24 protein-coding genes and 3 pseudogenes are annotated in these 27,000 nt (G+C 66.3%); 10 read left to right on the top strand and 17 right to left on the bottom strand.

Features of this window, described 5'->3' with window-relative positions; translation table 11 throughout:
- The 3 genes and pseudogenes from QO033_RS24175 to QO033_RS24185 form a co-directional block, all read right to left on the bottom strand.
- A pseudogene (locus QO033_RS24175) lies at positions 1-109 on the bottom strand (UTP--glucose-1-phosphate uridylyltransferase); the annotation flags it as partial.
- A 147-nt stretch (positions 110-256) separates the two neighbouring features.
- A complete protein-coding gene (locus tag QO033_RS24180; protein WP_284483303.1) occupies positions 257-871 on the bottom strand; it encodes a sugar transferase in 615 nt (204 codons plus the stop codon).
- 10 nt (positions 872-881) lie between these two features.
- On the bottom strand, positions 882-1,730 hold the full coding sequence (locus QO033_RS24185) for an NAD-dependent epimerase/dehydratase family protein (protein ID WP_284483304.1): 849 nt from the start codon (positions 1,728-1,730) through the stop codon (positions 882-884).
- Between the two features lie 107 nt (positions 1,731-1,837).
- Between QO033_RS24185 and QO033_RS24190 the strand changes: the two genes are divergently transcribed.
- Positions 1,838-2,962 (top strand): polysaccharide biosynthesis/export family protein, encoded by a 1,125-nt coding sequence (locus tag QO033_RS24190; protein ID WP_284483305.1) that lies wholly within the window; start codon positions 1,838-1,840, stop codon positions 2,960-2,962.
- A 60-nt stretch (positions 2,963-3,022) separates the two neighbouring features.
- Here the strand turns inward: QO033_RS24190 and rfbA are convergent, their stop codons facing one another.
- The 6 genes from rfbA to QO033_RS24220 all read right to left on the bottom strand — a co-directional run bounded on the left by rfbA (position 3,023) and on the right by QO033_RS24220 (position 8,579).
- On the bottom strand, positions 3,023-3,901 hold the full coding sequence (gene rfbA, locus QO033_RS24195) for a glucose-1-phosphate thymidylyltransferase RfbA (protein WP_284483306.1): 879 nt from the start codon (positions 3,899-3,901) through the stop codon (positions 3,023-3,025).
- 1 nt (position 3,902) lies between these two features.
- Positions 3,903-4,754, bottom strand: coding sequence for a dTDP-4-dehydrorhamnose reductase (gene rfbD / locus QO033_RS24200; RefSeq protein ID WP_284483307.1), 852 nt, complete (start codon positions 4,752-4,754; stop codon positions 3,903-3,905).
- Positions 4,751-5,809: an acyltransferase family protein gene (locus tag QO033_RS24205; RefSeq protein ID WP_284483308.1), complete on the bottom strand. Its 1,059-nt coding sequence runs from the start codon at positions 5,807-5,809 to the stop codon at positions 4,751-4,753. Before QO033_RS24205 ends, rfbD begins: the two co-directional genes overlap by 4 nt.
- Entirely contained in the window at positions 5,806-6,855 is a 1,050-nt protein-coding gene (gene rfbB, locus QO033_RS24210; protein WP_284483309.1) for a dTDP-glucose 4,6-dehydratase, read from the bottom strand. Before rfbB ends, QO033_RS24205 begins: the two co-directional genes overlap by 4 nt.
- Positions 6,852-7,412: a dTDP-4-dehydrorhamnose 3,5-epimerase gene (gene rfbC, locus QO033_RS24215; RefSeq protein WP_284483310.1), complete on the bottom strand. Its 561-nt coding sequence runs from the start codon at positions 7,410-7,412 to the stop codon at positions 6,852-6,854. The genes rfbB and rfbC overlap by 4 nt, the downstream gene beginning before the upstream one ends.
- A 144-nt stretch (positions 7,413-7,556) precedes the next feature.
- On the bottom strand, positions 7,557-8,579 hold the full coding sequence (locus QO033_RS24220; RefSeq protein ID WP_284483311.1) for a replication initiator protein A: 1,023 nt from the start codon (positions 8,577-8,579) through the stop codon (positions 7,557-7,559).
- Between the two features lie 374 nt (positions 8,580-8,953).
- Here QO033_RS24220 and QO033_RS24225 point away from each other — a divergent pair, with 374 nt between their 5' ends.
- Positions 8,954-10,360, top strand: coding sequence for an AAA family ATPase (locus tag QO033_RS24225; protein ID WP_284483312.1), 1,407 nt, complete (start codon positions 8,954-8,956; stop codon positions 10,358-10,360).
- A gap of 40 nt (positions 10,361-10,400) precedes the next feature.
- On the top strand, positions 10,401-11,528 hold the full coding sequence (locus QO033_RS24230) for a ParB/RepB/Spo0J family partition protein (RefSeq protein WP_284483313.1): 1,128 nt from the start codon (positions 10,401-10,403) through the stop codon (positions 11,526-11,528).
- A gap of 186 nt (positions 11,529-11,714) precedes the next feature.
- On the opposite strand, the gene QO033_RS24235 is transcribed toward QO033_RS24230, so the two are convergent.
- Positions 11,715-12,716: an NAD-dependent epimerase/dehydratase family protein gene (locus QO033_RS24235; protein ID WP_284483325.1), complete on the bottom strand. Its 1,002-nt coding sequence runs from the start codon at positions 12,714-12,716 to the stop codon at positions 11,715-11,717.
- A 182-nt stretch (positions 12,717-12,898) separates the two neighbouring features.
- On the opposite strand from QO033_RS24235, the gene QO033_RS24240 reads away from it, so the two are divergent.
- Positions 12,899-13,882, top strand: a complete 984-nt coding sequence (locus QO033_RS24240; protein ID WP_284483314.1) for a glycosyltransferase — start codon at positions 12,899-12,901, stop codon at positions 13,880-13,882.
- Between the two features lie 17 nt (positions 13,883-13,899).
- Here the strand turns inward: QO033_RS24240 and QO033_RS24245 are convergent, their stop codons facing one another.
- Positions 13,900-14,721 carry an ABC transporter permease gene (locus QO033_RS24245; protein WP_284483315.1) on the bottom strand — a complete coding sequence of 274 codons (822 nt, stop codon included), beginning with the start codon at positions 14,719-14,721 and terminating at the stop codon, positions 13,900-13,902.
- A gap of 89 nt (positions 14,722-14,810) precedes the next feature.
- Here QO033_RS24245 and QO033_RS24250 point away from each other — a divergent pair, with 89 nt between their 5' ends.
- From QO033_RS24250 to QO033_RS24260, 3 genes are all read left to right on the top strand, one after another.
- Positions 14,811-16,148 carry a sugar transporter gene (locus QO033_RS24250; protein WP_284483316.1) on the top strand — a complete coding sequence of 446 codons (1,338 nt, stop codon included), beginning with the start codon at positions 14,811-14,813 and terminating at the stop codon, positions 16,146-16,148.
- Positions 16,149-16,169: 21 nt separating this feature from the next.
- Entirely contained in the window at positions 16,170-16,826 is a 657-nt protein-coding gene (locus QO033_RS24255; RefSeq protein WP_284483317.1) for an ABC transporter ATP-binding protein, read from the top strand.
- A gap of 152 nt (positions 16,827-16,978) precedes the next feature.
- Positions 16,979-18,808 (top strand): glycosyltransferase family protein, encoded by a 1,830-nt coding sequence (locus tag QO033_RS24260; protein ID WP_284483318.1) that lies wholly within the window; start codon positions 16,979-16,981, stop codon positions 18,806-18,808.
- A 168-nt stretch (positions 18,809-18,976) separates the two neighbouring features.
- Here the strand turns inward: QO033_RS24260 and QO033_RS24265 are convergent, their stop codons facing one another.
- On the bottom strand, positions 18,977-19,978 hold the full coding sequence (locus QO033_RS24265) for a hypothetical protein (RefSeq protein ID WP_284483319.1): 1,002 nt from the start codon (positions 19,976-19,978) through the stop codon (positions 18,977-18,979).
- Between the two features lie 232 nt (positions 19,979-20,210).
- Here QO033_RS24265 and QO033_RS24270 point away from each other — a divergent pair, with 232 nt between their 5' ends.
- Together QO033_RS24270 and glf are read left to right on the top strand one after the other, a co-directional pair.
- Positions 20,211-21,395, top strand: a complete 1,185-nt coding sequence (locus QO033_RS24270; protein WP_284483320.1) for a hypothetical protein — start codon at positions 20,211-20,213, stop codon at positions 21,393-21,395.
- Between the two features lie 38 nt (positions 21,396-21,433).
- Complete coding sequence (gene glf / locus QO033_RS24275; RefSeq protein WP_284483321.1) at positions 21,434-22,597, top strand: UDP-galactopyranose mutase; 1,164 nt, start codon at positions 21,434-21,436, stop codon at positions 22,595-22,597.
- A gap of 43 nt (positions 22,598-22,640) precedes the next feature.
- On the opposite strand, the gene QO033_RS24280 is transcribed toward glf, so the two are convergent.
- Positions 22,641-23,603 carry a glycosyltransferase family 2 protein gene (locus tag QO033_RS24280; RefSeq protein ID WP_284483322.1) on the bottom strand — a complete coding sequence of 321 codons (963 nt, stop codon included), beginning with the start codon at positions 23,601-23,603 and terminating at the stop codon, positions 22,641-22,643.
- The gene (locus QO033_RS24285) at positions 23,600-24,115 is read right to left on the bottom strand and encodes a hypothetical protein (RefSeq protein ID WP_284483323.1); all 516 of its coding nucleotides are present in this window, start codon (positions 24,113-24,115) and stop codon (positions 23,600-23,602) included. Before QO033_RS24285 ends, QO033_RS24280 begins: the two co-directional genes overlap by 4 nt.
- A gap of 366 nt (positions 24,116-24,481) precedes the next feature.
- Between QO033_RS24285 and QO033_RS24290 the strand changes: the two are divergent.
- A pseudogene (locus QO033_RS24290) lies at positions 24,482-24,949 on the top strand (IS5 family transposase); the annotation flags it as partial.
- Here QO033_RS24290 and tnpC read toward each other — a convergent pair.
- The 3 genes and pseudogenes from tnpC to tnpA form a co-directional block, all read right to left on the bottom strand.
- Positions 24,908-26,110 (bottom strand): annotated as a pseudogene (gene tnpC, locus QO033_RS24295) (IS66 family transposase); the annotation flags it as partial. The pseudogenes QO033_RS24290 and tnpC overlap by 42 nt on opposite strands.
- Before the next feature lie 60 nt (positions 26,111-26,170).
- The gene (gene tnpB / locus QO033_RS24300; protein ID WP_284483324.1) at positions 26,171-26,521 is read right to left on the bottom strand and encodes an IS66 family insertion sequence element accessory protein TnpB; all 351 of its coding nucleotides are present in this window, start codon (positions 26,519-26,521) and stop codon (positions 26,171-26,173) included.
- Positions 26,518-26,910, bottom strand: a complete 393-nt coding sequence (gene tnpA / locus QO033_RS24305; RefSeq protein WP_284483326.1) for an IS66-like element accessory protein TnpA — start codon at positions 26,908-26,910, stop codon at positions 26,518-26,520. Before tnpA ends, tnpB begins: the two co-directional genes overlap by 4 nt.
- Between the last annotated feature and the right edge of the window lie 90 nt (positions 26,911-27,000).

The following is a 27,000-nucleotide window of genomic DNA, read 5'->3' on the forward strand; positions in this document are numbered from 1 at the left end:
GACGGTCGACCAGCGTCATGATCTCCTTCGGCACGGACTTCGTCGCCGGCAAAAACCGCGTCCCCATCCCCGCAACCGGAAATATCGCCTTCGTCACTTTCTTGCGCATCAAATCCTCAACCAATCTGTCTCCCCGCGCCGGAAAACCCGCCGCCATGGGCCAATTTCTAACCTTCATTCGGAAAAAAGCGCAATTGCTGCAGTGGCTCCGGTCGCCAGATCGGCTCAAACCCGCCCGAAATCGCCCACTTCTGCCCTAACGGCCGCGCCGGAACAGGTTGCCGATGGTCTGAAACACCAGATCGAAGTCGTAGCACATGTTCTGATGGCGCTGATAAATCAGGTCGAGCCGCGCCTTGGCCGGCACGCAGATGCGCGAATATGTGGCATCGGTCTCTGCCGGCGTGGCACAGCGGGCCAGGAGCGCCGCCTCGTGCCGGTGATAGGCGATCGAGGCGAGCCCGGTGACGCCGGGGCGCGATTTCAGCACCTCGCGGTAAATCTCCGGGTAGCGTTCGACATACTCCCGCAGCGGCGGGCGCGGGCCGACGAAGCTGAGATCGCCTTTCAGGATGTTCCAGAGCTGCGGGAATTCATCCAGCCGCTTCGAGCGCAGCCAGGCGCCGGTCGGGGTGATCCGCGCCTCCTTGTCGCCGCCGGAGACGCCGGCATCGGTCTCGACCACCGTCATCGTCCTGAGCTTCCACAGCATGAAGGGCCGGTCCACCCCCTTCATCCGCTCGGCCACGTAGAAGACCGGCCGGCCTTCCTTCCACAGCAGCCACAGCAACAGCCCCAGCAGAATGGGGCCCAGGATCACCACCAGCAGGGTGGCGAAGAACAGATCGAAGATGCGTTTGCTCCAGGTCATGGCCTGCCTCTCATTTGCCGGCAGATTGCGGCAGGCCGCGCCATTCGGCAACCAGGCTTTCGGCATCGGCGGGCGGCAGCGGCACCAGGGCGCAGAGCCGGGTCACATCCAGCGCCACCTCGGCGATCGCCGAGGCCGGCGCCGGCCGCGGCGTCCAGGCCAGCCCCGCCATATCCAGCAGCGCCCCCATCTCCACCGTGCCCGGTGCCGCAATATTCAGCACTCCCGGCAGATCGGCGCGCCCCGCCAGCTGCGCCAGCACCGCCGCCAGGCTCTGCGAGCCGATATAGCTGCGCCTAGGGGTGCGCCCGTCGGCGAAACGGTCGAGCGCGAAGCCCGGCCGCCAGCCGCCGAGGATCGCGTCGGCACCGGCGATATTGCCGATCCGGAGGGCGGTGACCGGCACCCCGAGCGCCGCCGCCAACGCCGCGGCCCGGGTCTCCATCTCGGCCTTGGCGCGGCCGTATGCGCTGACCGGCGCCGGCGGGGTGGTTTCGGCCAGAGGCCCCGGCCCTGCCCCGTAAACCGCTGCGGAAGAGGCCAGAAGCGCCGGCACGCCCAGCCCGGCCGCCAGCCGCACCGCCGCCAGGCCGAGGTCGATGTTCTCGGCCATCCGCGCCTCCGGCCGCGGCGTCGTCGGCGTCACCCCGGCCAGCCCCAGCACCGCGCCGACCTCGCCCGCCAGATCCGCCGCCCAGGCCGGATCGGCCAGCGGGTCGGCCAGCCGCCAGCCGACGCCCGCTGTCCGCCCCGGCGCCGGCCGCGCCTGCCAGATCGCCCGCTCCGCCGGCCAGCAGCCCTGCAGGATCCGGCCGATCCGCCCGGTCGCCCCCAACACAAGAATTCGCGGAAACGCCATCACGCCCCTCCAAAAGGTTGACCACCCTCCGGGGGGCAGTATCTTGCGAGCCTGAAATTGCAATGGTTTTACCCACCGGATTCTCTCAAGGAATAGGCCCCAGGCAGATGCGTCACGCTTTCATTCTCCTCCTGATCCTGGGCCTCGCCGGCCTGACCAGCGCCTGCGCCAAGGGCCGTCTGCCCGGCGGCGCCCCGGTGCGCGAAGAGGTGCTGAAGCAATCCTCCGACGAAACCCCGGAGTTCGCCGTCTATGAAGTGTCCCGCGCCTTCCTGCCGACGGTGTCGCAATGGCCGGTGCCGACCAGCGAGCCGCGGCAGTCCTGGATCGGCGCCAGCCAGGGGCCCAAGACCCAGATCATCCAGCCCGGCGACCGGCTGGACATCCGGATCTGGGACAGCAGCGACAATTCGCTGCTGACCACCGCCGAACAGAAGGAAACCCGGCTGGAACAGGTCAAGGTCTCCTCCTCCGGCACCATCTTCATGCCCTATGTCGGGGAAATCACCGTCGCCGGGCAGACGCCCGAGATGGCCCGCAGCGACCTGCAGCAATCGCTGGAGGTGATCGTGCCCTCGGCGCAGGTGCAGCTGAACATGTCCGAGGGCCGCGCCAATTCGGTCGATCTGGTCGGCGGCGTCAGCGCCCCCGGCAGCTATCCGATGCCCGACCGCAATTACACCGTGCTGAGCCTGCTGGCCGCCGGCGGCGGGGTGAAGGACAGCCTGCGCAACCCGCAGATCCGGCTGATGCGCGGCAGCGCCATCTACGGCACCTCGGTCGAGACCCTGCTGAAGAGCCCCCGGCTCGACACCCGCCTGCGCGGCGGCGACCGGGTCTTCGTCGAGGAGGACAGCCGCTATTTCCTGTCCTTCGGCGCCGCCGGATCGGAGGATCTGCACCGTTTCACCAAGGATGAGATCTCGGCCATGGATGCGGTCTCGATCATGGGCGGGGTGAACGACGGCAAGGCCGACCCGCAGGGGCTGCTGATCCTGCGCGAATATCCCGCCTCGGCGGTGCTGCCCGGGGTGCGCGGGCCGCGTCAGGAACGGGTGGTCTTCACCCTCAACCTGACCTCGGCCGACGGGCTGTTCTCGGCCCGCAAGTTCCAGATCGAGCCGGGCGATCTGGTGGTCGCCACCGAATCGCCGATCAACGACACGCTGACCATCGCCAATATCGTCGGCAACTTCTTCGGTGTCTTCAGCCGCGCCAGCAACGCCTTCTAGGATCGGCCCGACTTAATCGGCCGTCATCACGCGCCCTGCCCCTCCGGGCCGGGCGCGCCGTCAGCCCTGATCCAGCAGCCCGGCCAGATAGGCGCCATAGGCGTTCTTGGCGAAGAGCGCCGCCCGCGCCGCCAGTTCCTCGGCGCTGATCCAGCCCTGGCTATAGGCGATCTCCTCGGGGCAGCCGGCCTGCAGCCCCTGGCGATCCTCCAGCGTGCGGACGAAATTGCCGGCCTCGAGCAGCGAGGCATGGGTGCCGGTGTCGAGCCAGGCATAGCCGCGGCCCATGGTTTCCACCTGCAGGAGCCCGTCGGCCAGATACATCCCCAGCAGCGAGGTGATCTCCAGCTCGCCCCGCGCCGAGGGGGTCACCTGCCGGGCCCGCTCCGGCGCCGAACCGTCGAGGAAATAGAGCCCGGTGACCGCGTAATTCGACGGCGGCACCGCCGGTTTCTCGATGATCTCGCGCACCGCGCCGCCCTGATCGAAGGCGACCACGCCATAGCGTTCGGGATCGGCGACGTGATAGCCGAAGACGGTGCCCCCGGTCTCCTGCGCATCGGCCCGCGCCATCAGCTTGGGCAGACCGTGGCCGAAGAAGATATTGTCGCCCAGCACCATGGCCGAGGGGCTGCCGGCCAGGAAATCCTCGGCCAGCAGATAGGCCTGGGCCAGCCCGTCGGGACTGGGCTGGACCACATAGCTCAGCGAGATGCCCCATTGGCTGCCGTCGCCCAGGGTGCGGATGAACTGCTCCTGATCCTGCGGGGTGGTGATCATGCAGATCTCGCGGATGCCGGCCAGCATCAGCACCGAGATCGGGTAATAGATCATCGGCTTGTCGTAGATCGGCAGAAGCTGTTTCGACAGCCCCATGGTGATCGGGTAAAGCCGCGTGCCGGAGCCGCCGGCGAGGATGATCCCCTTGCGTCCGCTCATCTCAAATCTCTCCAAGGTCATGCAAAATGGCGTGGAGCCCCTGCCGCCAATCGGGGCGGGCGAGGCCGAAAACAGTCTCTAACGTGGCGCAATCCAGCCGCGAATTGCCCGGCCGCGCCGCCGGGGTCGGATAGGCGGAGGTCGGGATCTCCTCCACCCGGCAGGCGATGCCGGCCTGATCGAATGTTTCGCGCGCGAAACCGGCCCAACTGGTGTCCGGCGCCCCCGCGAGGTGATAAACGCCCGCGGCCTCCGGCCGCGCGATCAGCGCCTCGGCGATCGTCAGGCAGGCGGCGGCGATGTCGCGGGCCGGGGTCGGGGCGCCGATCTGATCGGCCACCACGTTCAGGCTGTCGCGTGTCTTGCCCAGCCGCAGCATGGTCTTGACGAAATTGCTGCCATGGGCCGAGACCACCCAGGAGGTGCGCAACACCGCATGGGCCCCCCCGGCCGCGATCACCGCCCGTTCGCCGGCCAGCTTGCTGCGGCCATAGGTGTTGAGCGGGGCGGTCGGATCCTCCGGCCGCCAGGGCGCCTCCCCCGATCCGTCGAAGACGTAATCGGTGGAGATCTGAACGAACGGAATGCCCATATCGGCGCAGGTGCGTGCCATGGTGCCCGGGGTGGCGGCATTGATCAGATGCGCCAGCGCCGGTTCGCTCTCCGCCCGGTCGACCGCGGTATAGGCTGCGGCATTGATCACCGCGCGGGGACCATGGGCGCGGATCGCCGCATCGCAGGCCTCCGGCGCGGTCAGATCCGCCTCCGCCCGCGACAGACAGGTCACCCCCGCATGGCGCGCCAGTTCGCGGGCCACCTGACCCGTCTGCCCGAAAACGAGCACGTCCTTCATGCTCCCGTCCTCCAGAATGCCGGCCGCCGCAGCCGCAGCGCCGGAGCTTCGATCAGATGCCAGGACAGCGCCGCCAGCGCGAAGGTCACCGGCACGGCGATGGCCAGATGCCCCAGCGGCGTCATCCCGCCCATCCCGACGCCGGCCTCGGCCACCGTCTGCTGTACCGGAAAGGCATAGATATAGGTGCCATAGGAATAGTCCCCCAGCCGGTTATAGACTTGCAGCCTCGGGGTGCGGGCGAAGCCCAGCCAGAACAGCCCATAGGCCAGCGCCAGGATGAAGACCGGCAGGAACAGCGGCGTCGGCCGCAGCAGCAGCACCAGCAGCACCAGCCCGCCGGCGATCACCGGGCTGAGCGGGATACGGTCCTGCCAGAGGTAGAAACAGACCCCCACCAGGAAGGGCAGCCCCAGATAGAGCGCCGACAGCACGTAATAGCGCCCGGTCAGCATCGGCCCGGCGTAATAGCTGGCCAGGAACAGCAGCGCGACCAGCACCACCAGCGGTTTGCGGTCGAACAGCCCCAGCACCCCGACCACCAGCACCGTGAGATAGAACAGCACCTCATACGGCAGGGTCCAGAGCGAGCCGTTCACCGTCCCCGGCAACGGGTTGTCCGGGAACATTCCCGGCAGGCCGCTGCCGGAAAAGGTCAGCCCGCGCAGCACATAGCCGGGCAGCGCCGCCCAGATCCCCGGCGCCTGCGACAGCGCCAGCGCGGCGACCAGGCCAGTCACCAGCAACATGCCGAAAAGCGCGGGATAGAGCCGCAGGATCCGCGCCCGCAGAAAGGCGCTCACATCGCGTTTGCCCAGAAAGCTGCGGGCGATGTAGAAGCCCGAGATCGAGAAGAAGGCGAAGACGCAGGCGCGGCCCAGGTTGTCGCCCTTCAGAAAGGTCTCGAGGGGTTCCGGCGTCCCCGCCCCCAGCGCCAGCGGATAGGCATGCGACACCATCACCCCGGTGGCCGCCAGCATGCGGATCAGGTCGAAGTTATTGTCCCGCCCGCCAGAGCGGTCGGCGATCCGTGGCGCATCGGCCAGCCACCTCACGTCCCGACCCCCAGCCGCTGGCCGACGCCGTGGCGATCCTGCAGCGCCCGCCACCAGGGCTCGTTGGCCAGATACCAGTCCACCGTCCGTTCCAGCCCCTCTTCCACCGTGACAGAGGGCCGCCAGCCCAGCTCGGCGCGGATGCGGCCGGGATCGATGGCATAGCGCGCGTCATGGCCGGGCCGGTCGGTGACGAAGGTGATCTGATCGGCGTAGGAGCCTGCCGCTTTCGGCCGCTTGCGGTCGAGAATGGTGCAGAGCGTCTGCACCAGTTCCAGATTGCTCCGCTCGTTCTCGCCGCCGATGTTATAGGAGCGGCCCAGCTCGCCCTTCTCCACCACCAGCAGCAGCGCATCGGCGTGATCCTCGACATAGAGCCAGTCGCGGATGTTCGAGCCGTCGCCGTAGATCGGCAGCGGTTGGCCGGCCAGCGCGTTGAGGATGATCACCGGGATCAGCTTTTCGGGGAAGTGATAGGGGCCGTAGTTGTTGGAGCAATTGGTCAGCACCACCGGCAGCCCGTAGGTCTCGTGCCAGGCGCGGACCAGATGATCCGAGCTCGCCTTCGAGGCCGAATAGGGCGAGCGCGGATCGTAAGCCGTGTCTTCGGTGAACTTGACCGCCGGATCGGCGGGCAGCGAGCCGAAGACCTCGTCGGTGGAGATATGGTGGAAGCGGAAGTGCTCCGGCCGGCCCTGTTCCAGCCAGTATTTCCGCGCCGCCTCCAGCATGTTGTAGGTGCCGGTGATATTGGTCTCGATGAAATCGCCGGGCCCGTCGATCGAGCGGTCGACATGGGATTCGGCGGCCAGATGCATCACCGCCTCGGGGGCATGTGCCTCAAAGACCCGATCCAGCGCGGCGCGGTCGCGGATATCGGCCTGCACGAAGGTGTAGAGCGGGCTCGTCGCGACGCTCGCCACATTGTCGAGACAGGCGGCATAGGTCAGCGCGTCGAGGTTGATCACCTCATGCCCACGCGCCACCGCCAATCGCACCACGGCGGATCCGATGAACCCGGCCCCGCCGGTGACCAGCAGCCTCATGCCGCGCCCTCCCAGCTGAACGGGCTGTCGAACCCGGCAAGGGGGATGGCGGCGGCGTCCTTGTCGGAGAGCACCGGATCGGAGGTCAGGTCCCAGTCGATGCCGCAGCTGTCCCAGCGCACCGCGCCGTCGCAGTCGGGCGCATAGTAATCGGTGCATTTATAGCAGATCTCGGTATCCGGCTCGCGGGTGACGAAGCCGTGCAGAAAGCCCCTGGGGATCAGCATCTGCCTGCCGTTCTCCGCGCTCAGCTCCTGCCCGAACCATTGGCCATAGGTCGGGCTGCCACGGCGGATGTCGACCGCCACGTCGAAAAGCGCGCCCCGGCCGCAGCGCACCAGCTTGTCCTGGGCATGGGGAGGCGCCTGATAATGCAGCCCGCGGATGGTGCCCGCCCGGGCAGACAACGAATGATTGTCCTGCACGAAATCCAGGTCGATCCCCTGCCCAGCCAGCGTCTGCCGGTTCCAGCTTTCGGAAAAGAAGCCGCGCGCATCGCCGAAGCGTCGCGGCGTGAGAACCAGAAGCCCCGGGATCGGGGTGGTGTCGATCTGCATGGCCGTCCCTCGTTACCTGTTGCCCGCCGGTGCCGTCTCCGGACCGCGGCCTCGCGGCGAGCGATAGCGGAGGAAGGCGACCAGATTATGGTCAAAGCGCGACGCTGGCATGATAGCCGATAGACCGGCGGGACGCGCCCGCCGTCACAGATCCGCGGCGCGTTTCTTCACCCAGCCCAGGAAAGCGGCATCCGGGCTGCGCAGTTTCGGCGCTCCGGAGCGCGCCCAGACGGCCCGCCAGTCGGCCTCCAGCGCGTAGACGTCCCAGCCCGGCATCATGTCGCGGGCCTGTTCCAGCGCCCGCGCGCTCAGCCGGGGCGGCCGGGCCGGCGCCTCGACCATCTGATCGCGCGGGGCGAAGCGGATCAGATCGCCGTCCAGCTCCTCCATGCTGTAATCGGGCAGATGGCCCGCGGCGATCATGTCGCGCAACATCTTGCGAAACACCCGCCGCGGGCTGGCGGAGCCGGATTTCTTCAGCAGCGTCTCGACCGAGATCACCCATTCCGGCTGGCGGCCGCAATGCTTGCGGGCGAGCTCGTAGACGCGCCGTTCCAACGGTTTGCGCAGCCGGAAATAATCGCGGCTGAGGGTCAGCACCGATTTCGACAGCACCGCGCGGTACAGCCAGTCGCTGAGCGTCACCGCGACCGAGACCATGCGACCGCCGCGGGTCTTGCGGACGATCTCCCAGCTTTCGATCAGGCCGAAACCGGTGGTCACCTCCTGATCGCCGGTGACGATATTGGTGGTGATGCGGGTGCCGGCGAGCCGTTCGAAGGCCTCGCGCAGACGGCGGTAGGCATCGCCGCTGGTCTCCCGGTTGGTGGCCACCAGCAGATCATGCGCCTTCAGGTACAGCCGGCGGCTGACCTGGCGACCGGCGTTGAGCGCCGCCATCAGCTGGCTGATGCAGAAGATCAGGATGTCCTTGTCGTGGATCGTCGCCAGCCCCCTGACGCTGGGGGTCACGGTGATCTCCACCCCGTTATGGGCATAGGAGAGGATGCGCCGGTCCGGCCGGGTGCCCAGCGAGAACAGCGGATGTTCCATGCTGGCGATATCGTCCTTGGGGATCGCATCGAAGATGTCGCAGAGGAAAAAATCCCCCTGCCGGTGCCGGTCGGGCAGAAGGCCGCCCGGCCCGCTCACTGTCACACTGCTCATGGTCGGTGTCCGACTCGTTATCGTGGTTTCGGTGACGGGCAGCCTAGAGTTATCCACAAGCTGCCGCAACGGGGGTTCGGAATCGCCCCATCGGGGGTTCGGAGTCGCACGAACGTGGGTTCAGAGTCACCCGGTTTCGAAGAAGGATCGAAAATATATTCGCAACCAATGGGTTACATCCACCGTTCGGGTCCCGTAACTTATATATAACACAGATCTAACTGGATAAAAAAATTCCAAGGCCCGGATCTGCGCCCGGATCGCCTGCAGCGAACGCCTGAAATTGCTGAGAAAATCAGGATGTGTATGGCTTTTCCTTCCATGTAATGCCTTTTGTGGTATCATGCCAAAAACACAGCACATCGAGCGGTTTCATGGTCAAGGACAGCAGCCCCCTGCCCCCCTATTTCAACATCGATCCCGATGCCGCGCTGGAGGAGCTGGACGCCCCCACCGGCACCCAGGGCTTCGCCGCGATCGCCGCCGCCTGTGCCCGCGGCCGGGCCGATCTGGCCAGCCGCGGCATGGATGAGGAGGGGCGCAAGAGCCTCCGCCTGTTCTCCACCTGGGAGATCACCCGCTATCTGATCCCGGTGGCAAGCGCGCATTTCCGCCGGGTGCTGAAACAGAACCCGGAGCTGCCGCAGGGCACCAGCGAGACCGAGGGCGGCGCCAAGTGGTTCACCCTGGACGAGGTGCTGCGGCTCAGGGCCTTCTTCGCGGCGCAGGGGTCGAAGGCGAAGAACTACCTGCCCTACCGCCCCGCTGGCCTGCCGGCGAAACTGGTGGCGGTGGCCAACTTCAAGGGCGGCGTCGGCAAGACCTCCACCGCGGCGCATCTGGCGATGTCGGCGGCGCTCGACGGCTACCGGGTGCTGGTGATCGATCTCGACAGCCAGGGGTCGATGACCTCGATCTTCGGCGGACGGGTCGAGGACGAATGGCAAACTGCCTTCCCGCTGCTGGCGCGGCATTACGGCGAACATCTGCGCGCCGACAACCAGCGCCGGCTGGACCGGGGCGAGGCGCCGCAGCCGCTGGACGACACGCTGTCGGCGGCGCTGGAGATGACTGCGGCCGATGTCATCCAATCCACCCACTGGCCCAATATCGATCTGATCGGGGCGCAGCTGAACCTCTATTGGGCAGAGTTCCAGATCCCGGTCTGGCGGATGCAGGCGCGGGGCTGGAAGCTGTGGGACGCGCTGACCGACCGGCTGGAGGCCGACGGGGTGCTGGAGCAATACGATCTGATCTTCATCGATACGCCGCCGGCGCTGGGGTATCTGACGATCAACGGGCTGGCGGCCGCCGATATCCTGCTGGTGCCCTTCGGCGCCTCCTTTCTGGAATTCGATTCCACCGGCCGTTTCTTCGACATGCTGCATTCCACCTTCGCCTCCATCGAGGAGGGGGAGAATATGGCCGCCCGTGCGCTGGGGCGGCCTGGGCTTGCCTTCGAATGGGATGCGGTGCGCGCGGTGATCACCCGGTTCGACGGCGCCCAGCAGGGTGAGCTCTCGGCGCTGATCCAGGCCTATCTGGGCCGCACCCTGTCGCCTCACCGGCAGGATTTCACCGCGCTGATCGGCCAGGCGGGGGAACAGGTCTCCGGCATCTACGAGGCCGATTACCGCGATTTCAACCGCGAGACCTATGCCCGTGGACGAGAGACCTTCGACGAGACCTATGCCGCCTTCAAGCGCCTCCTGCTGGGGGTCTGGCGGCGCGAGGAGCTGGAGGCCGCCCACAGCGCCGAGCCGGGCTTGACCCCGGCATGAGACAGAGCCCGCAGCAAGGGGGCCGGCAAGGAGAGCAGAGATGGCCAAACGCAGACGACTGACGCCGGCGCAGCCGGGATATCTTGAGGCCGAGCCGCCACGGCCGTCGACCCCGGGTCCAGCGGCGCTGGCCGCCCCCGGACCGGCACCGACAGCGATGGCGCCACCGATCGCCCAGGTCAGCGGCGATGCCGCCGCCCGCGCCGCGCTGGAGGAGCTGGCGACGGAAATGGCCACCGCCCGGGCCCAGGGGCTGATGCTGGAGCGGCTGCCGCTCGGCGCGATCGAGGCCGGCCATCTGGTGCGCGACCGCATGGCCCAGGACGAGGACGAGATGGAGGCGCTGATGGCCAGCCTCGAGGCGCGTGGCCAGCAGACCCCGATCGAGGTTGTCCGCCTGCCGGCGCCGCAGGGCGACAAGGCCTATGGTCTGATTTCCGGCTGGCGTCGGCTGACGGCACTGAACAGGCTCTATGACAGGACCTCAGACTCTCGTTTCGGCTTCGTACGGGCGCTGGTGATCGCGCCGGAGAGCGCCTCGGACGCCTATGTGGCGATGGTCGAGGAAAACGAGATCCGGGTGAACCTGAGCTTTTACGAACGCGCCCGCATCGCCGCCCGCGCGGTGGAGGAAGGTGTCTATCCCGATGCCCGGGCCGCGCTGCGGGCGCTCTATGGTTCGGTGACCCGGTCGAAACGCTCGAAGATCGGCAGCTTCATGGGGCTGGTGGAGAAGCTCGACCCGGTGCTGCGCCATCCCACGGCGATTTCCGAAAAGCTCGGCCTGGCGTTGGTCAAGGCGCTGGAGGCCGAGGAGGGGCTGGCCGGGCGGCTGGAACAGGCGCTGATCGCGGCGGCGCCGGAGAGCCCGGCGGAGGAGATCGCCATCCTGTCCGAGGCGGTGGCGAAGCCGGCGCCAGTTGCCGTCGACCCGCCGGCGGTCGAGGCCGATCCTGCCCCTGCCCCTGCCCCTGCCCCGCCGACCTCTGCCTCTCCCGCGCGGCCGCGCTCGGGGGAGCAGCCGATGGCCGGGGGACGGATCAGCCAGCCGGCCGGGCCAGGGGTGCGGCTGAGCTTCACCGCCGATCGGAACCGGATCGAGCTGACCGGCCCGGCCGTGGATGCGGCGCTGATGGAGGCGCTGCGGGACTGGCTGCGGCAGCGCTGAGAGGTTTCGCACGCGAAACAACAGAGTCTGATATCAGGCTCTGTTCCGGGAAACCGACCGCCGCCCCCGACGGGATCGGGGGCGGCGTTTCGATGTCCGGGGCCTTGCTCAGTCCTTGTCTTGGGGGGGCTTGAGGGTGCCGTTCATGTTTCGCACGCGAAACATGCGTCAGGGGCCACAGTGGGATCAGATCCCGTAATAGTCCCTGTACCAGTCGACGAAGCGCTGGATCCCCTCGCCCACCGGCACCTTCGGTGCATAGCCGGTCAGATCGGTCAGCAGCCGGGTGTCGGCCCAGGTCGCCGGCACGTCGCCGGGCTGCATCGGATGCATCACCTTTTCGGCGTCGCGGCCACAGGCGGCCTCGATGGCAGCGATATAATCCAGCAGTTTGGTCGGCCGGCTGCCGCCGATATTGACCACACGGAAGGGGGCGACCGGGCTGAGGCTGTCGGCCTCCGACACCGGGGCATCGCCCGGCACCGCCTCGGTCAGCCCGAGGATGCCGTCGACCAGATCGTCGATATAGGTGAAGTCGCGCTGCATCTGGCCGTGGTTGTAGACGTCGATCGGCCGGCCTTCGAGGATGGCGCGGGTGAATTTGAAATGCGCCATGTCGGGCCGACCCCAGGGCCCGTAGACGGTGAAGAAGCGGAACATCGTCGTCGGCAACCGATAGAGATGGGCATAGGAATGCGCCATCGCCTCGGTCGCCTTCTTGGTGGCGGCGTAGAACGACATCTGGGTATCGGCCTTGTCGCGCTCGCCATAGGGCATTTCGGTGTTGGCGCCATAGACCGAGGAGGTCGAGGCCAGCAGCAGATGCATGGGCGGATGGGCGCGGGCGGCCTCCAGCAGTTCGAAGGTGCCGATCAGGTTGGCCTCGACATAATCGCGCGGCGCATCGATCGAGTGGCGCACCCCGGCCTGGGCGGCCAGGTGGATCACCAGATCGAAGCGATTGTCCTGAAACAGAGCCTGCAGCCGCCCCGGATCCTCCAACCGCCCGATGACGGGGGTGAAATTCGGGTCGGGGGCCAGAAGCGCATGGCGGCGCTTCTTGAGCTCGACATCGTAGTAATCGGAGAGGCAATCGAGCCCGGTCACCCGCCAGCCTTCGGAAAGCAGCCGGGCGCTGAGGTGATAGCCGATGAAGCCGGCCGAGCCGGTAACGAGGGCACTGCGCATGGCGCCTTGGTGGCGCAGTGGCGCGACGCTGTCAAACGGCATCGACAGGCCGGCGCCGCCGCTGGACCCCGGGGGCTGTTTGCCGGTCGTTAACCCGGTTCGATTTGACATGGCCGCGCTTTTATGAGTTTTGCGACCCCGACACCCGCCAACAGCCCGCAGCCAGGCAAGGAACAACAGTCGTGACGGCAGATCACAGCCCGGCAGCGCCCGGCGCGCCCTTCTCTCTGGTGGCGGTGGTGGTGACCCACAACCGGCTGGAGAAGCTGCGGGACACGCTGGCGCGGTTGCTGGAGGCCGATGCAGAGGTGCTGCAGGCGGTGGTGGTGGTCGACAATGTCTCCACCGACGGGACCGGCGCCTGGCTGGCCGGGCAGGACGATCCGCGGCTGGTGGTGCTGGAAAGCGCCGAGAACCTCGGCGGGGCCGGCGGCTTCGAATGGGGCATGCGCGAGGCGGTGACGCGGTTCGATCCCGACTGGATGGTGGTGATGGACGACGATGCCCGCCCCGATCCCGGCGCGCTGGCCGCCTTCGCGGCGCTGGACAAGCGGGACTGCGAGGCGGTGGCGGCGGCGGTCTATTTCCCCGGCGGCGCCATCTGCGAGATGAACCGGCCGTCGCGCAACCCGTTCTGGCACCGGCGGGAGTTCCTGCGCACGGTGGTCGGCGGTCGGGGCGGTTTTCACATCGCGCCGGCGGATTATCGCGGCCAGGGCCGGCCGGTGGATGTTTCCTCCTTCGTCGGGCTCTTCGTGTCGCGGCGGGCGGTGGAACTGGTGGGCTATCCCGACGGGCGGCTCTTCGTCTATGGCGAGGACGGGCTTTATACCCTGGGGCTCAGCAAGGCGGGCGGGCGGATCCATTTCTCCCCCGAGGTGCGCTTCGAACACGATTGTTCCACCTTCCAGGGCCGGCCGGGGCAGTTCCGGCCGCTGTGGAAGGTCTATTATTACCACCGCAACCTGCTGTTTCTCTATCGCATGGCGGCGGGCTGGATGTTCTGGCCGGTGATGCTGCTGATCCTGCCGAAATGGCTGCTGAAGCTGCGCCACCACCCGGGAGAGCGCGGGGTGTTCCTGCGGCTTCTGGGCTGGGCGGTCCGCGACGGGCTGAGCGGCCGGGTCGACCGCCGCCACGCCGAGGTTCTGGCCGCCGCCGGCTAGCGGCGCGGCGGCAGGGGTCAGCTGTTCAGGATGGTGCGGTGAAACCGGCCCATCAGGATCAGCCCCAGGGTCAGGATCGCCAGCGACACCCCCATCACATAGACATGATTGACGTAAGAGGCGTTGTAGGTGGCGTAGAAGCCTTCGCGCATCAGCCCGGTGATATGCAGCAGCGGGTTGTACCATAGGATCTGCTGCGCCAGCGGCGGCATGTTGTCGTAGAGAAAGAAGACACCCGAGGCGATGAACAGCGGCCGGGTGATGATCGACCAGGCGATGTCCCAGACCGGGAACAGCCCGGTCAACACGCAGTTCATCACCCCGACCGCCAGCCCCAGCAGCATCGCCAGCGCCATCGCCTCGATCACCGGGGTCAGATCCACCGCGCTGCGGTGATCGAGCACGGCGAGAATGCCGGTGAGCAGCAGCGCCGTCACCGTGATGCCGGTCAGCGCGTTCAGGATGAACCGGGCCAGCACCGCATCCACCCAGGTGACGGCCGGATAATGCAGCAGCGGTTTCGAAAAGTTGATCGCCTTGGACACCTTGCGGGCCAGCACCTGATAGAGGTCGAAGGGCATGTAGCCGGAGGCGTAGAACAGGATGAAGCTGGTGCCGAGCGGCGGCGTGCGCACCACCAGCGAAAACCCCAGGGACAGCACCATGATGGCGCCCAGGGGCTCCAGGATCGCCCAGGCGTAGCCGCCCGGCGTGCGCCCGTAGCTGGTCGACATCTCGCGCAGGATCAGCGCCAGCGTCGTGCGCAGCGTTGCGAAGCGGTGGGGGCCATATTGCGTAGCGGCTGGGGACTGGGGGGCAGGGGCTGGCTGGGAAGCCATGAAAATCGTTCCGATGCTGGCGTTTATATCCGCAGTTATGTAAGGAATCAGACATGATTTCAAACGGCTTCGCGCCGGGTGGGCCGCTTATGACTGACAAGATTTCCTCTGCCGATGCCGATCAGGCCGGCGCACAGCCTTCGACATCCGAAACTGCGGCGACGCCGGCTGAACGCGCCGAGCGGGACGAGGCCGGCCCCGCCGGACCCCGGGCCGGTGCGCGCCGGGGCGGGCGCCGCAACCTGGCGGGCAAGCGGGCGGCGGGGGGCGGACCGGCGCCGGTCCGGGTGATGCCGATCGCCCGGCCGGCGCAGATGAAGCGGCGGCACTGGGGGCTGCTGGCCAGTTTCGGCGTCGTGGTGCTGATGCCGCTGATCGCGGTGATCCTCTATCTCTGGGTCGCGGCGCAGGATCAGTATCTCTCGACCACCGGTTTCACCGTGCGCAGCCAGGAAAGCGGCGGCGCCACCGAGCTTCTGGGCGGGCTGGCGCAATTCGCCGGCGGCACCGTCGCCTCGGACAGCGATATCCTCTACGAATTCATCCAGAGCCAGGAGATGGTCGAGGCGGTCGATGCCGATGTCGACCTGCGAGCGCATTATTCCCAGCCCTGGCCCGGGGACTGGGTCTTCGCGCTCTGGCCCGATGCCTCGCGCGAGGATCTGGACTGGTACTGGCAGCGGATCGTCAGCATCTCCTACGATTCCGGTACCGGGCTGATCGAGGTGCAGGCCCGCGCCTTCGACCCCGAGACCGCCCGGGCTGTCAGCCAGGTGATCCTGCGCGAGAGCCAGGACCGCATCAACCGGCTGAACGACCAGGCCCGCGCCGATGCGATCCGCTATGCTCAGGCCGATCTGGATGAGGCGATCGACCGGTTGAAGGCGGCGCGCGAGGCGCTGACCCAGTTCCGCACCCGCACCAAGATCGTCGACCCGGCGGCCGATATCCAGGGCCGCATGGGGGTGATGAACAACCTGCAGCAGCAGCTGGCCTCGGCGCTGATCGAATATGATCTGCTGCGCGAGACCGCCAGCCCCAGCGATCCGCGGCTGACCAAGGCGGAACAGCTGATCGAGGTGATCCGCGAACGCATCCGCATCGAACGGCAGACCTTCGCCAGCGACAATACCGACACCGGCGCCGTGGGCGAGGATTACCCCTCGCTGATCGCCGAATTCGAAAGCCTGACGGTCGATCTGGATTACGCCGAACAGACCTATCGCGCGGCGCTGACCGCCCGCCAGGTCGCCCGCGACGATGCCGCCCGCCAGAGCCGCTATCTGGCGACCTATGTCAAACCGACGCTGGCGCAGGATTCCGAATATCCGATCCGGCCGCTGGTGGCGGCGCTGGCCGGTCTGTTCCTGCTGCTGCTGTGGTCGATCGGCGCGCTGATCTATTATTCGATCCGCGATCGCAGCTGATCGGCGGGGCGGGGTAGGGCGATGATCCGCTTCGAGAATCTGACCAAGAGCTTTCGCCTGAAGGGCGAGCGCAAGGTGGTGATCGATCACCTCAACCTGACGCTGCCGACCGGCAAGTCGCTGGCGCTGCTGGGCCGCAACGGGGCGGGGAAATCGACCCTGCTGCAGATGATCGCCGGCACCATGCGGCCCGATTCCGGCCGCATCGTCACCGATGGCTCGATCTCCTGGCCGGTGGGGTTCGGCGGCTCGTTCCACCGCGACCTGACCGGGGCGGAGAACGTGCGCTTCATCGCCCGCATCTACGGGGTGGATACCGACGCGCTGCTGGCTTTCGTCGCGGATTTCGCCGAACTGGGCAAATCCTTCCACATGCCGGTGCGCAGCTATTCCTCGGGGATGAAATCGCGGCTGACCTTCGGCGCCTCGATGGGCATCCACTTCGACACCTATCTGGTCGATGAGGTCACCGCCACGGGGGATGCCTCCTTCAAGCGCAAGAGCAAGGCGGTCTTCGCCGAGCGGATGCAGACCTCCAGCGCCATCATGGTCAACCACTCGATGAGCCAGGTGCGGGAATTTTGCGACGCCGGGCTGGTGCTGGAAAACGGCCAGGTGCAGTATTTCGAGGATCTCGAGGAGGCGATCGCCACCCATGAGGCGATCCTGGGCGGCTGAGGCCCTTGTGCCGTTGCATTTTCATCGCGCGGGCCGGTGCTGACGGGGGGCGGATGATCTTCTGTTGAACCCGGCTCCCGTGCTCCATTAAGACGATCTCGGATTTGAGAGATACAGCGCGCGACAGCCGCGTGACGAGAGAGGAACGCCCCATGCCCGATCAGTCGCCCGCCCCGGCCGTGACCAAGCTGCAGAGCCTGATCTGGCCGGAACAGGGGATCTGCACCGAACGCGATCTCTATGTCCGGCTGCATGGTCCGGCGGGTCTGTCGGCCGAGGACGGCATGGTGCATTTCGCGGTCGACGGCCGGGCCGAATTCAACACCTGGTTCAATCTGTTCAACATCGGCAAATGGCAGCACAACTGCGCCCTGAGCGATCTGCGGCTGTCGCTGGAAGGCACCGGGCAGTTCGAGGTCTCGGTGTTCCTGGCGCTGCCGGAGCGGTCCTGGGAACGGCTGGTCAACCAGGTGGTGTCGCTGAGCGCCAAGGCGCCGACCGAACTGGATCTGGCGGCGCTCTTCGATCTGGAGCTGACCGAAGGGGTGCTGTTCTTCGAGCTGCGGGCGCTGAGCCGGGGCAAGCTGACGGCGGCCGACTGGGTCACCGCCGACGCGCCGCGGCGCACGCCCGAGCTGATGCTGTCGATCACCACCTTCAAGCGCGAAGCGGCGGTGCAGCGCACCGCGCGGCGGTTCGAGACCTATATCGCCGGATCGCCGCTGAAGGATCACATCCGGCTGACCGTGGTCGACAACGGCCAGAGCGTGCGGATCGCCGAAAGCGATCATATCACCGTGGTGCCCAACGCCAACCTGGGCGGCGCCGGCGGGTTTTCCCGCGGGCTTCTGGCGGCGCGCGACAGCGGCGCCAGCCATTGCCTGTTCATGGATGACGACGCCTCGGTCCATATGGACAGCCTGGACCGGACCTGGCGGTTCCTGGCCTATGCCATCGATCCCGCCACGGCGGTGGCCGGCGCCATGATCAACGCCTCGCACCGCTGGGCGATCTGGGAAAACGGCGCGGTCTTCAACACCCGCTGCCTGCCGCTCTACATGGGCACCGACCTGCGCGACCCGGGGCAGAGCTTCGGCATGGAATATGCCACCACCGGGCCGGCGCCGGACCGCTTCTACGGCGGCTGGTGGTATTTCGCCTTTCCGGTCGACAAGGTGGTGCACCAGCCCTTCCCCTTCTTCGTGCGCGGCGATGATGTCAGCTTCTCCCTGGTGCATGATTTCGACATCGTCACCCTGAACGGCGTGGTGTCCTTCCAGGACAGTTTCACCGACAAGGAAAGCCCGCTGACCTGGTATCTGGACCTGCGCAGCCACATGGCGCATCACCTCAGCCTGCCGTCGATGGAGATCGGCGCGATGCGGACGCTGAAGATCGCCGCCTGGTTCTTCCTGCGCAACCTGCCGCGGATGCATTACGAGACGATTCAGGCGATCAACCTGGCGCTGGAGGACGTGCTGAAGGGGCCGGAGTTCTTCGACAACAACGCCGACATGGCGCAGCGCCGGGCCGACATCAAGGCGCTGACCCAGGAAGAGGCCTGGACCCCGGCACCGCGCGACCTGCCGACCAGCAAGTGGCGGATGAATCCGCGCAACCGCTGGATCCGTTTCTTCATGAAGATCACGCTGAACGGCCATCTGCTGCCCTTCTTCCGCCGCTTCGGCAATCACCCGGTGCTGGAGGCGGGAGATCGCGGCAGCATCTTCTGGGCCTGGGGCGCGGCGCGGATCACCTATCTCAGCGCGGACAAGCGCAAGTGGTACACGGTGACCCATTCGAAGCGGAAGTTCCTGCGCGAGGCGGCCCGTTTCACCGGCCTGGCACTGCAGTTCCTGCGCCGCTATCCGGAGCTCTTGCAGATGTATCGCAAGGGCTATGACGATCTGACCACCGAGACCTACTGGCGCGCCAAGCTGGAGATGACGCCGGAGACCGCCCCGGCCAAGGCGGCCGGCTGAGGCCGGGGTCCCGGGTAGGGGATGTGGAAAGGCCCCGGGCGTCGGTGAACGCCCGGGGCCTTTTCATGGTCTTTCCGGTCTTCCGCCGGCGATCTTGGCTGGCCTTCGGACGATGATCCTGGGGACCGGCTGGCCGCGCGGCAGGGTCTCAGGGCCGGGCCGGCCGGATCATTCCTCTTCCGGCGCCTTGTCCTTCTGATGCTCTTCGATGATCTGCTGCAGCAGCGGCCAGACATAGTCCGACATCAACTGGTAGCTGTCGTCCGGCAGCGCCATCTGCGCCAGAGGTGCATCGGCATCGGGCAGCGGATCGAAGAACAGCGTGTCCCGGTCGAAATAGCGCTGCGCGATCGCGGCGTTGCCTTCGGCATATTCGGCCATCACCGCCTGGCGCTGGTCATAGGGCATCACCCGTTCGGACTGCTTCGAGCCGCCGGTCAGGGTCTTGTCGATCTGGGCACAGGCCGAGGTCAGCACGTTCCGGTAGGAGGGCTGGGCCTCGCCGAGCGGCAGGCAACGCATGAATTCCGAGATCTTCGGCGAGAAGCTTTCGTTGATATGCACGGGCTCGGAGAACCCGCTGCGGTCGGTCATCCCGATGCTGTCGCAGAAGGCATCGATCGGCCCCTTGGGCATCTGTCCCTTCTCGTGGACATTGAGGATGATGTTCTCCTGGCCGAAGATCTCTTCGAGATGGCGCACGTAGCGGTCGTAGTGGATCCAGTGGAAATCTTCGCGCAGGCCCATGAACTCATCGAAGCTGCAATGGCTCAGCTTCCGGTTCCACTGCCATTTGATGTTCTGGAAGAACCAGCTTTCCAGCCAGATGTCCTGACGGCGCAGGGTGAAGACGACCTTGACGTCGAAGGTGTTGCGGAACTGGCCCAGCAGGCTCAGGTCGCGGCGCATGCAGATATCCTCGTCGCTGAGGATGATCGTGTGGATCTCATGCGGCTGCTTGCCGGCGCGTTCCTCGATCATCTGCGCCACGTCGTCGACCTTGCGGACGCCGTTGAACAGCATGTTCATCAGCCGCAGGTGGCGGCGGACCTTGAAGGGATAGAAAAAGCCCTTGGGTTTCAGCTGATTGAAATTATCGAAGAGAAAAGCTTGCAGGGCCGAGGTCGCGGTGCGATGCGCCCCGATGTGAAGAATGAGTCTACGTTTCAACTTGGATGCCCGTTGTGGTTCGTTTTCAAAGCGTAGCCGCCTCTGGTCACCTGGTCCATTACCCTTAATCGACCCGGGAGTTCAAAACAAAAACACGGTTTCGGCGGTTTTCGGTCGGCTTTGTCCAAAGCCCGTGCCCTTTGATGTCCGCGGACCGGGCGGCGGTCAAAGAAGGCTAGCGATGCAGGGCCCCATGTTCTAAGACCGGAACAACGCGACTGCAGAGGTTTTCATGATCGGCAATCTGGTTTTTCACATCGGTGATCCCAAGAACGGCTCCTCTTCGATTCAGCAGGCGATGCAGCAGCGGGCCTGCCACTGCGAGACGGTCAGCTACGTCTGTCAGGAAGAGCTGAACGCCAGTGCCATGGCCTATGCCATCGATCCCAAGCGCCGGGCCGAGAAGGAGCAGGGCAAGAAACGCCGCAAGCTTCTGTTTTCGCAAAAGGCGGACTGGGCGCGCAGCCATGAGGCCGACCTGGGGCTGATCTCGGCGGAATTCTTCAGCGCGGTGCCGCCCAAGGCGCTGATCAAGGCGCTCGAGGAGTTCATGCCGCAATATACCGAGACCGCCCGGATCGTCGCCTATGTGCGGCCGCATGCCGGCCGGGCGCTGTCGGGCTACGCCCAGCGGGTCAAGACCGGGACCGAGCTCTGCACCCTGGACGAGAGCATCGAAGGGCAGAAGAAACGCCGGATGCTGAAATATGCGCAGCGGTTCCTGCGCTGGCAGAACAAATTCGGCGACCGTTTCACCCTGCGGCCCTTCCTGCGCTCGGAGATGCGCGACGGCGATGTGGTGGCGGATTTCTTCGAAACCGTGCTGCAGGGGGCGCCCTTTCGCCTCGATCCGATCTCCAGCACCAATGAATCGCTGTCGCTGGAAGAGGTCGCGGCGATGCGCCGGGTCCAGCGCCGGCTGGTGGCCGACGGGGTGCCGGAGTTCATGCGCCTGTCGCTGGGCGGGGCCATCGGCCGCGCCCTGGCGGCGACGCCGGGCCGCTACCGCACCAAGATGGCGTTGAGCCGGGCCCATGCGGAAGCGCTGAAAACCCTTTTCGTCGAGGATGCCGAACAGCTGGATCAGTCGTTCTTCGGCCGGCCGCTGATGGTGGGCGAGCTGAATGCGGCGATCGAGAAGGGCCTGCTGCAGGGACAGAGCCTGGAGCCGCTGGACTATTACCCGGAAACGCAGCTGTGGCGGCTGGAACGGATCGCCGGCGATATCGCGCGTCTGGTCAATGCCCAGCCGCGTGGCTGGCGGCTGGAATACCAGCGCCGCATCGGGCAGCGGCTGGACCGGATCGAGGATCAGAAGGATACCGAGGTGCTGCGCGAGAACGCCACCCGGGTCTGGGCGCTGCTGGACGAGCTGATCGCGGAACTGCTGCCGCCCAAGGCGGCCGCGGCGGAATAGGTGCCGGACAGGCCGGCGCGACAAGGGAACGGATTACAATGAAATTTCTGATGGTGGGGGCCGGATTGTCCGGCGCGGTGATCGGCCGGCATCTGGCCGAGGCCGGTCACGAGATCACGGTGGTCGACAGCCGGCCGCATATCGGCGGCAACTGCTATACCGAGCGGGACGCCGACACCGGGGTGATGGTGCATATCTACGGCCCGCATATCTTTCACACCGACGATGCCGAGGTCTGGGACTACGTCAACGGGTTCGAGACCTTCCTGCCCTACAAGAACCGGGTGAAGACCACCTCGCGCGACCCGCAGGGTGAGCTCGGCGTGTTCTCGCTGCCGGTCAACCTGCACACCATCAACCAGTTCTTCCGCAAGACCCTGCGCCCCGACGAGGCTCGCAGCTTCATCACCGAAGAACAGGCCGATACCTCGATCGCCGATCCGCAGACCTTCGAGGAGCAGGCGATGCGGTTCGTCGGCAAGGATCTCTACGAGGCCTTCTTCAAGGGCTACACGATGAAGCAATGGGGCTGCCACCCCAGCGAACTGCCGGCCTCGATCCTGAAACGTCTCCCCGTGCGTTTCAACTACGACGACAATTACTTCTTCCACAAATTCCAGGGCATGCCGGAGAGCGGCTATACCGCGATGATCGGCAAGATCCTCGATCACCCGAACATCACCGTCAAGCTGGAGACCGTTTTCGACCGCAGCGAGGCCGGCGATTACGATCACGTCTTCTATTCCGGCCCGCTGGACGGCTGGTTCGATTACGAGCTCGGCCGGCTCGGCTATCGCACGCTGGATTTCGAACGCTTCACCTATGAGGGCGATTACCAGGGCTGCGCGGTGATGAATTACGGCGAGGTCGACGTGCCCTATACCCGCATCACCGAACATAAGCATTTCACCCCCTGGGAAAACCACGAGGGCTCGGTGCTTTATCGCGAATTCTCCCGCGCGGCGGAGCCCGAGGACATCCCCTATTACCCGATCCGTCAGGTCGAGGAGAAGGCGCTGCTCAGCGATTACGTGAAGCTGGCCGAGGCGACCTCGGGGGTGACCTTCGTCGGGCGCTTGGGCACCTATCGCTATCTCGACATGGATGTGACCATCCGCGAGGCGCTCGATACCGCGCGCGGCTTCGTCCAGTGCCTCGAGACCGGTGAAAAGGCCCCGGCCTTCTTTGTCGCGCCGCTGTAAGCGACGCGGAAAACAGGCTCTGTTTCCCTGAAACAGGGCCTGATCAGCTGAGCCCGGCGCGGGCCAGGACGCGGGCGGTCCGCTCCGGTTCGGCGGTGCGGAGCCGCGCCAGCATCTCCTCCGGCACATGCTGGTCGACGAAGGTTCGCACCCCGGCGGCAAGATCGCGGTGCCAGGCCGGGTCGAGATTGCCGGCGATCCAGTCGAACAGACCGAGGGCGAAGCCGAAGAAGGGCAGGGCGTAAAGCCCGTCGGCGCCGGTCCGGACCTCGGTTGCCAGCCGGCCGAGCGGCTCGAACAGCGCCAGCCGTTCCGGCCCGGTGCGATTGGTCAGCCGCAGGCCCTCGGGCGAGACGAAATGGATCACCCCGATCCGATCGCTGGCGAGGATGCGGCCGGCGTGGACATAGCTGCGCCAGTGCAGCTCGATATCCTCATGCACCAGGATCTCCGAACAGCCGATGGCATGGGCGCGCAGGAATTCGGTGCGATAGAGCTTGTTCCAGGGGTAATTGGCGGTGCGCGACAGCTCTGCCGCGGCGTCTGGCCCCACCTCGCTCAGCGCCCCCAGATCGACCCCGGCGGCGTGCCAGAACCGCTGGTCGTGCGGGGTCTGGCCCCAGACATGCTCCTGATCCATGCGGGTGTCGTGATACTGGAACTGGCAGAAATCGAAGTCTTCCCCCGCCAGATCGCGCAGCAGTTCCGGCAGCTCCCGGGTCGGCAGGTCGTCGGCGTCGAGAAACAGCAGATGCGTGCCGCTGGTCCGGGCCAGCGCCTGATTGCGCGCGGCGCCAGGGCCGCGGGCGCTGTCGTTGCGCAGAAGGGTCAGCCGTTCGGGCGGCAGGCCGCTGGCGGCCGCCAGCGGGGCGGCCTCGAGCGGTGGCACCGATCCGTCGTCGACCACGATCACCTGATCGGCGAGATCGAGCGTGGCGATCCGTTGCAGCAGCCGCCCCAGCGGCGCCGCATCGTTGTGACAGGGGATGGCGAGAGTCAGGGTCATATCGAGATCGGCCGCAGGTCCTGCAGATGCCAGCGGCAGTCCCGGCGCGGCAGAAACAGGATCAATTCGCGCCAGGGGGCGGTTTCCGGCAGCTCCCGCCGCGTCGCGGGATGCAGCGCGTCCATGTGATTGTGCGGCTCCGGGGTGGAGAGGAGATGCTTGTCGAAGAAAGTGTCGGTGAACCCGCTTTCGGTGCCGGAGCGCAGGCAGGGGCGGATCAGCAGCTCCTCCGGCGCGGCACTGCGGCAGGCGAAGCCGATCCAGCCGACCGCGGCCAGATCGGGGGCGTCCAGCGTCAGATGCAGCCCGATCCACTCGCCCTGTCCGGACATCCGCAGATCGAGCTCCAGCAGCCGCCCCGAGGGCGAGCGCCACTGCCCGGACAGCTGCAGGGCGGGATCGGCATGCAGCTGCAGACCGGCGGCGAAGACGGTGCGCGGCGCGTCGATCTCTCCGGCCAGATGCGCGCTGCGCAGCGCCTGCACAGAGGGGGGAGGGGGCTGTGATGTCATCTGTTCTGTCGGGGCCTGCGCGTCATGTCTCTCGGGGGGGATATTTGCCACACCGGGCAGGGTTTCCAACCCCGGTTTGCTGATTTCTTCCTCAGTCGCCGGCAGGCGACCGCTGAACCCGGTCGCCGGGGCCGGCGGCGCCGGGCGGGTCGCTTGACAGCCCACGGAGCTTGCACAAGCATAAGTTGGAAAATAATGACTTTTGATGATTCACTTCTGTAACGATTCCCCTGAGGTGCGAGGGGGTATTCTCGCACGATTTTGTTTTTGAAAAATAATGAAGTGGAGGGCTTTTTTGTCGGCTTGTTGCAGAACTCATCGGCTTCCGGGATTCACAGCGTGAATCCGGTGGGTTAAGAGCCTGCGATGACGAAGCCCAAACCTGCCCGCTACCGTACGACGAACTGGAAATCGTATAGCGACGCGCTGAAGCGGCGCGGGTCGCTGCTCGTTTGGCTGGACCGGGACATGGCCTGACTCGCTCCGAAATGCGGCAAGCCGGGGCGTCCGCCCGTGTTCTCCGACGCGGCCATCCAGTTCTGCCTGATGGTGAAGGTGCTCTTCGGCCTGCCGCTCCGGCAAACGACGGGCATGGTTTCCAGCATCCTCAAGATGGCAGGGCTGGACTGGCCGGTACCCGACTTTTCCACGCTCAGCCGGCGCCAGAAGACGATCACCGTCCAGCTCTCGTTCCGCCGGGCCCAGGGCCCCCTGAACCTCTTGGTGGACAGCACTGGGATCAAGTTTCTCGGCGACGGTGAGTGGCTGGCCAGGAAGCACGGCACGCACCGCCGCCGCCAGTACCGCAAGGTCCATCTGGCCATTGATGCCGCGCTCGATGTCGAAGATCGCGTCGATCCGGGCGACGGCCTCCAGCGCGACAGGGGAGATGTCATGGGCGGGTTTGCCCTTCCAGGCGTTCCCCTTGATGTCGGCGAGCTCGAAGAACTTGCGCCGGGCATGGCTCCAGCAAAGAGCACACCCGACCGGCCCGGGATCGCGGTCGGCGCGGTAGAGGTCGTTGTAGCCGCCATAGGCATCGGCTTGCAGAATGCCCTGCCATCCGGCGAGATGCCGGTTGGGATTGGCCATGCCGCGGTCGCGGGAGAAGTGGAACAGCGCGGCAGGTGGGCTACCGCCGCCGAAGGGGCGGTCGCCGCGGACATAGGTCCAGAGCCGCGCGGTATGGGAGCCGCCCTTCGCCAGCAGCGGCACCGTCGTGTCGTCGCCGTGCAGCCGTTCGGCCTCAAGTACATGGGTCCTGATCAGCGCATGGATCGGTGCGAGCGCGACGGCACAGGCCCCGACCTGATCGGCCAGCGTCGAGAGGCTGATCTCGACGCCTTCCTTCGCATAGCGCTCGGCCTGACGGTTCAACGGTTGGTGCTGGCCGAACTTCTCGAACAAGATCATCGCCAGTAGGTTCGGACCGGCCCAGCCCCAGGGCGTGGGGTGGAACGGCGCTGGCGCCTGGCTGATCTTCTCGCAATCCCCGCAGGTGAACTTCTCACGGACGGTTTGGACCATCTTCCACTGCCGGGGAATGACCTCAAGCGTCTCGGTGACATCCTCGCCCATCTTCACGATGCGATCCGAGCCGCAGCAGGAACAGGCCGTGGGCGCCGCGATCACCACGCGCTCGCGCGGCAGATGCTCCGGAAACGGCTTGCGCGCCGGATGGCGGCGTTTGAGCCCCGCGACGGTCGAGGTCTTCGCCAGCTTCTCGGCGGCAATCTCGTCTTCGGTGGCTGCGGCCTCGAGTTCCTCGAGTTGCAATTCCATCTGGTCGATCAGGCGGGCGCGCCGCTCCGAACTGTGCCCGTATTGCTCGCGCCGGAGCTTGGCGATCTCGAGCCGGAGATGCTTGATCATCGCCTCGGAGGTCGAGACCATCGCCCGGGTCTACGCCAGCTCGCTCTCGGCGGCCTCCGCACGGGCCTCCGAGGCCGCGAGTGCGGCGCGCAATCTGGCGATCTCGGAAGCGGCATCTGACATGGCCGAGACCTACCATGCAGCCATCGGAAAGCCCATGCAAATAAGCCCGGTGAGGCTGATTTATCCCGCCTTTGCAGGGCGTTGGGTCCAGCGCGGATTGCGCCAGTCGATCCCCTCCAAGAGATACCCGAGCTGGGCTGCGGAGATCTGCACGGCCTCGCCGCTTCCGCTCGTCGGCCAGATGAACTTCCCCGCCTCCAGCGGCTTGGTATAGAGCGACATGCCGACCCTGTCGTGCCACAGCAGTTTGACCAGATCTCCCTTGCGCCCGCGGAAGCAGAAGATCTCGCCGGCATGCGGATCGCGCCCGAGACCCTGCTGCACCGTCAGCGCCAGGGTGTTCATACCGCGCCGCATATCGGTGACCCCGCCCGCGATCCACACCCGCACCCCCGCCGGGAAGGCGATCATCGGCCCTCCAGGGCGGGCAGCAGCCGCGCCAAAACCTCCGGCTCCACCGACGAGGGGGCGAGAAGTCGCCGCCCGTTCCTCAGCACGATCTCGAGCTGAACGTCCGGGGTGTCGCGCGGCTCCTCCTGGGCGGTCGCAGGCACTACCGCAGGCGCCATGGGCGAAACCGCCAGCGGGATGAATGAAGGCGGCGTCTCGTCGCCAAGCTCACCGTCGCGATACTGCCGCCGCCATATCGTCAGCAACGAGCGCGATACACCATGCCGCCGTGCCGTTGCCGCCACCTGTCGATGCCCCAGAAAACTCTCCTCCACGATCCGGATCTTATCCGTATCGCTCCAATGTCGTCGTGAATAGTCCCGTGTATCGTGGACGCCTTCATTGCTAATTTTGAGGCAAGGAGGCCATGATGAGCAGCACCAAGTTCAGCGACGATTTCAAGAGAGACGCCGTCGCGCAGATCACGGAGAGGGGCTACC

Source organism: Pseudodonghicola flavimaris (assembly GCF_030164425.1).
GTDB classification, from domain to species: Bacteria; Pseudomonadota; Alphaproteobacteria; order Rhodobacterales; family Rhodobacteraceae; genus Pseudodonghicola; species Pseudodonghicola flavimaris.

Coding starts and splice junctions, on each gene's coding strand:
- QO033_RS24180 (WP_284483303.1), bottom strand. CDS start 871: ATGACCTGGAGCAAACGCATCTTCGATCTGTTCTTCGCCACCCTGCTG.
- QO033_RS24185 (WP_284483304.1), bottom strand. CDS start 1,730: ATGGCGTTTCCGCGAATTCTTGTGTTGGGGGCGACCGGGCGGATCGGC.
- QO033_RS24190 (WP_284483305.1), top strand. CDS start 1,838: ATGCGTCACGCTTTCATTCTCCTCCTGATCCTGGGCCTCGCCGGCCTG.
- rfbA (WP_284483306.1), bottom strand. CDS start 3,901: ATGAGCGGACGCAAGGGGATCATCCTCGCCGGCGGCTCCGGCACGCGG.
- rfbD (WP_284483307.1), bottom strand. CDS start 4,754: ATGAAGGACGTGCTCGTTTTCGGGCAGACGGGTCAGGTGGCCCGCGAA.
- rfbB (WP_284483309.1), bottom strand. CDS start 6,855: ATGAGGCTGCTGGTCACCGGCGGGGCCGGGTTCATCGGATCCGCCGTG.
- rfbC (WP_284483310.1), bottom strand. CDS start 7,412: ATGCAGATCGACACCACCCCGATCCCGGGGCTTCTGGTTCTCACGCCG.
- QO033_RS24220 (WP_284483311.1), bottom strand. CDS start 8,579: ATGAGCAGTGTGACAGTGAGCGGGCCGGGCGGCCTTCTGCCCGACCGG.
- QO033_RS24225 (WP_284483312.1), top strand. CDS start 8,954: ATGGTCAAGGACAGCAGCCCCCTGCCCCCCTATTTCAACATCGATCCC.
- QO033_RS24230 (WP_284483313.1), top strand. CDS start 10,401: ATGGCCAAACGCAGACGACTGACGCCGGCGCAGCCGGGATATCTTGAG.
- QO033_RS24235 (WP_284483325.1), bottom strand. CDS start 12,716: ATGCGCAGTGCCCTCGTTACCGGCTCGGCCGGCTTCATCGGCTATCAC.
- QO033_RS24245 (WP_284483315.1), bottom strand. CDS start 14,721: ATGGCTTCCCAGCCAGCCCCTGCCCCCCAGTCCCCAGCCGCTACGCAA.
- QO033_RS24250 (WP_284483316.1), top strand. CDS start 14,811: ATGACTGACAAGATTTCCTCTGCCGATGCCGATCAGGCCGGCGCACAG.
- QO033_RS24255 (WP_284483317.1), top strand. CDS start 16,170: ATGATCCGCTTCGAGAATCTGACCAAGAGCTTTCGCCTGAAGGGCGAG.
- QO033_RS24260 (WP_284483318.1), top strand. CDS start 16,979: ATGCCCGATCAGTCGCCCGCCCCGGCCGTGACCAAGCTGCAGAGCCTG.
- QO033_RS24270 (WP_284483320.1), top strand. CDS start 20,211: ATGATCGGCAATCTGGTTTTTCACATCGGTGATCCCAAGAACGGCTCC.
- glf (WP_284483321.1), top strand. CDS start 21,434: ATGAAATTTCTGATGGTGGGGGCCGGATTGTCCGGCGCGGTGATCGGC.
- QO033_RS24280 (WP_284483322.1), bottom strand. CDS start 23,603: ATGACCCTGACTCTCGCCATCCCCTGTCACAACGATGCGGCGCCGCTG.
- QO033_RS24285 (WP_284483323.1), bottom strand. CDS start 24,115: ATGACATCACAGCCCCCTCCCCCCTCTGTGCAGGCGCTGCGCAGCGCG.
- tnpB (WP_284483324.1), bottom strand. CDS start 26,521: ATGATCGCCTTCCCGGCGGGGGTGCGGGTGTGGATCGCGGGCGGGGTC.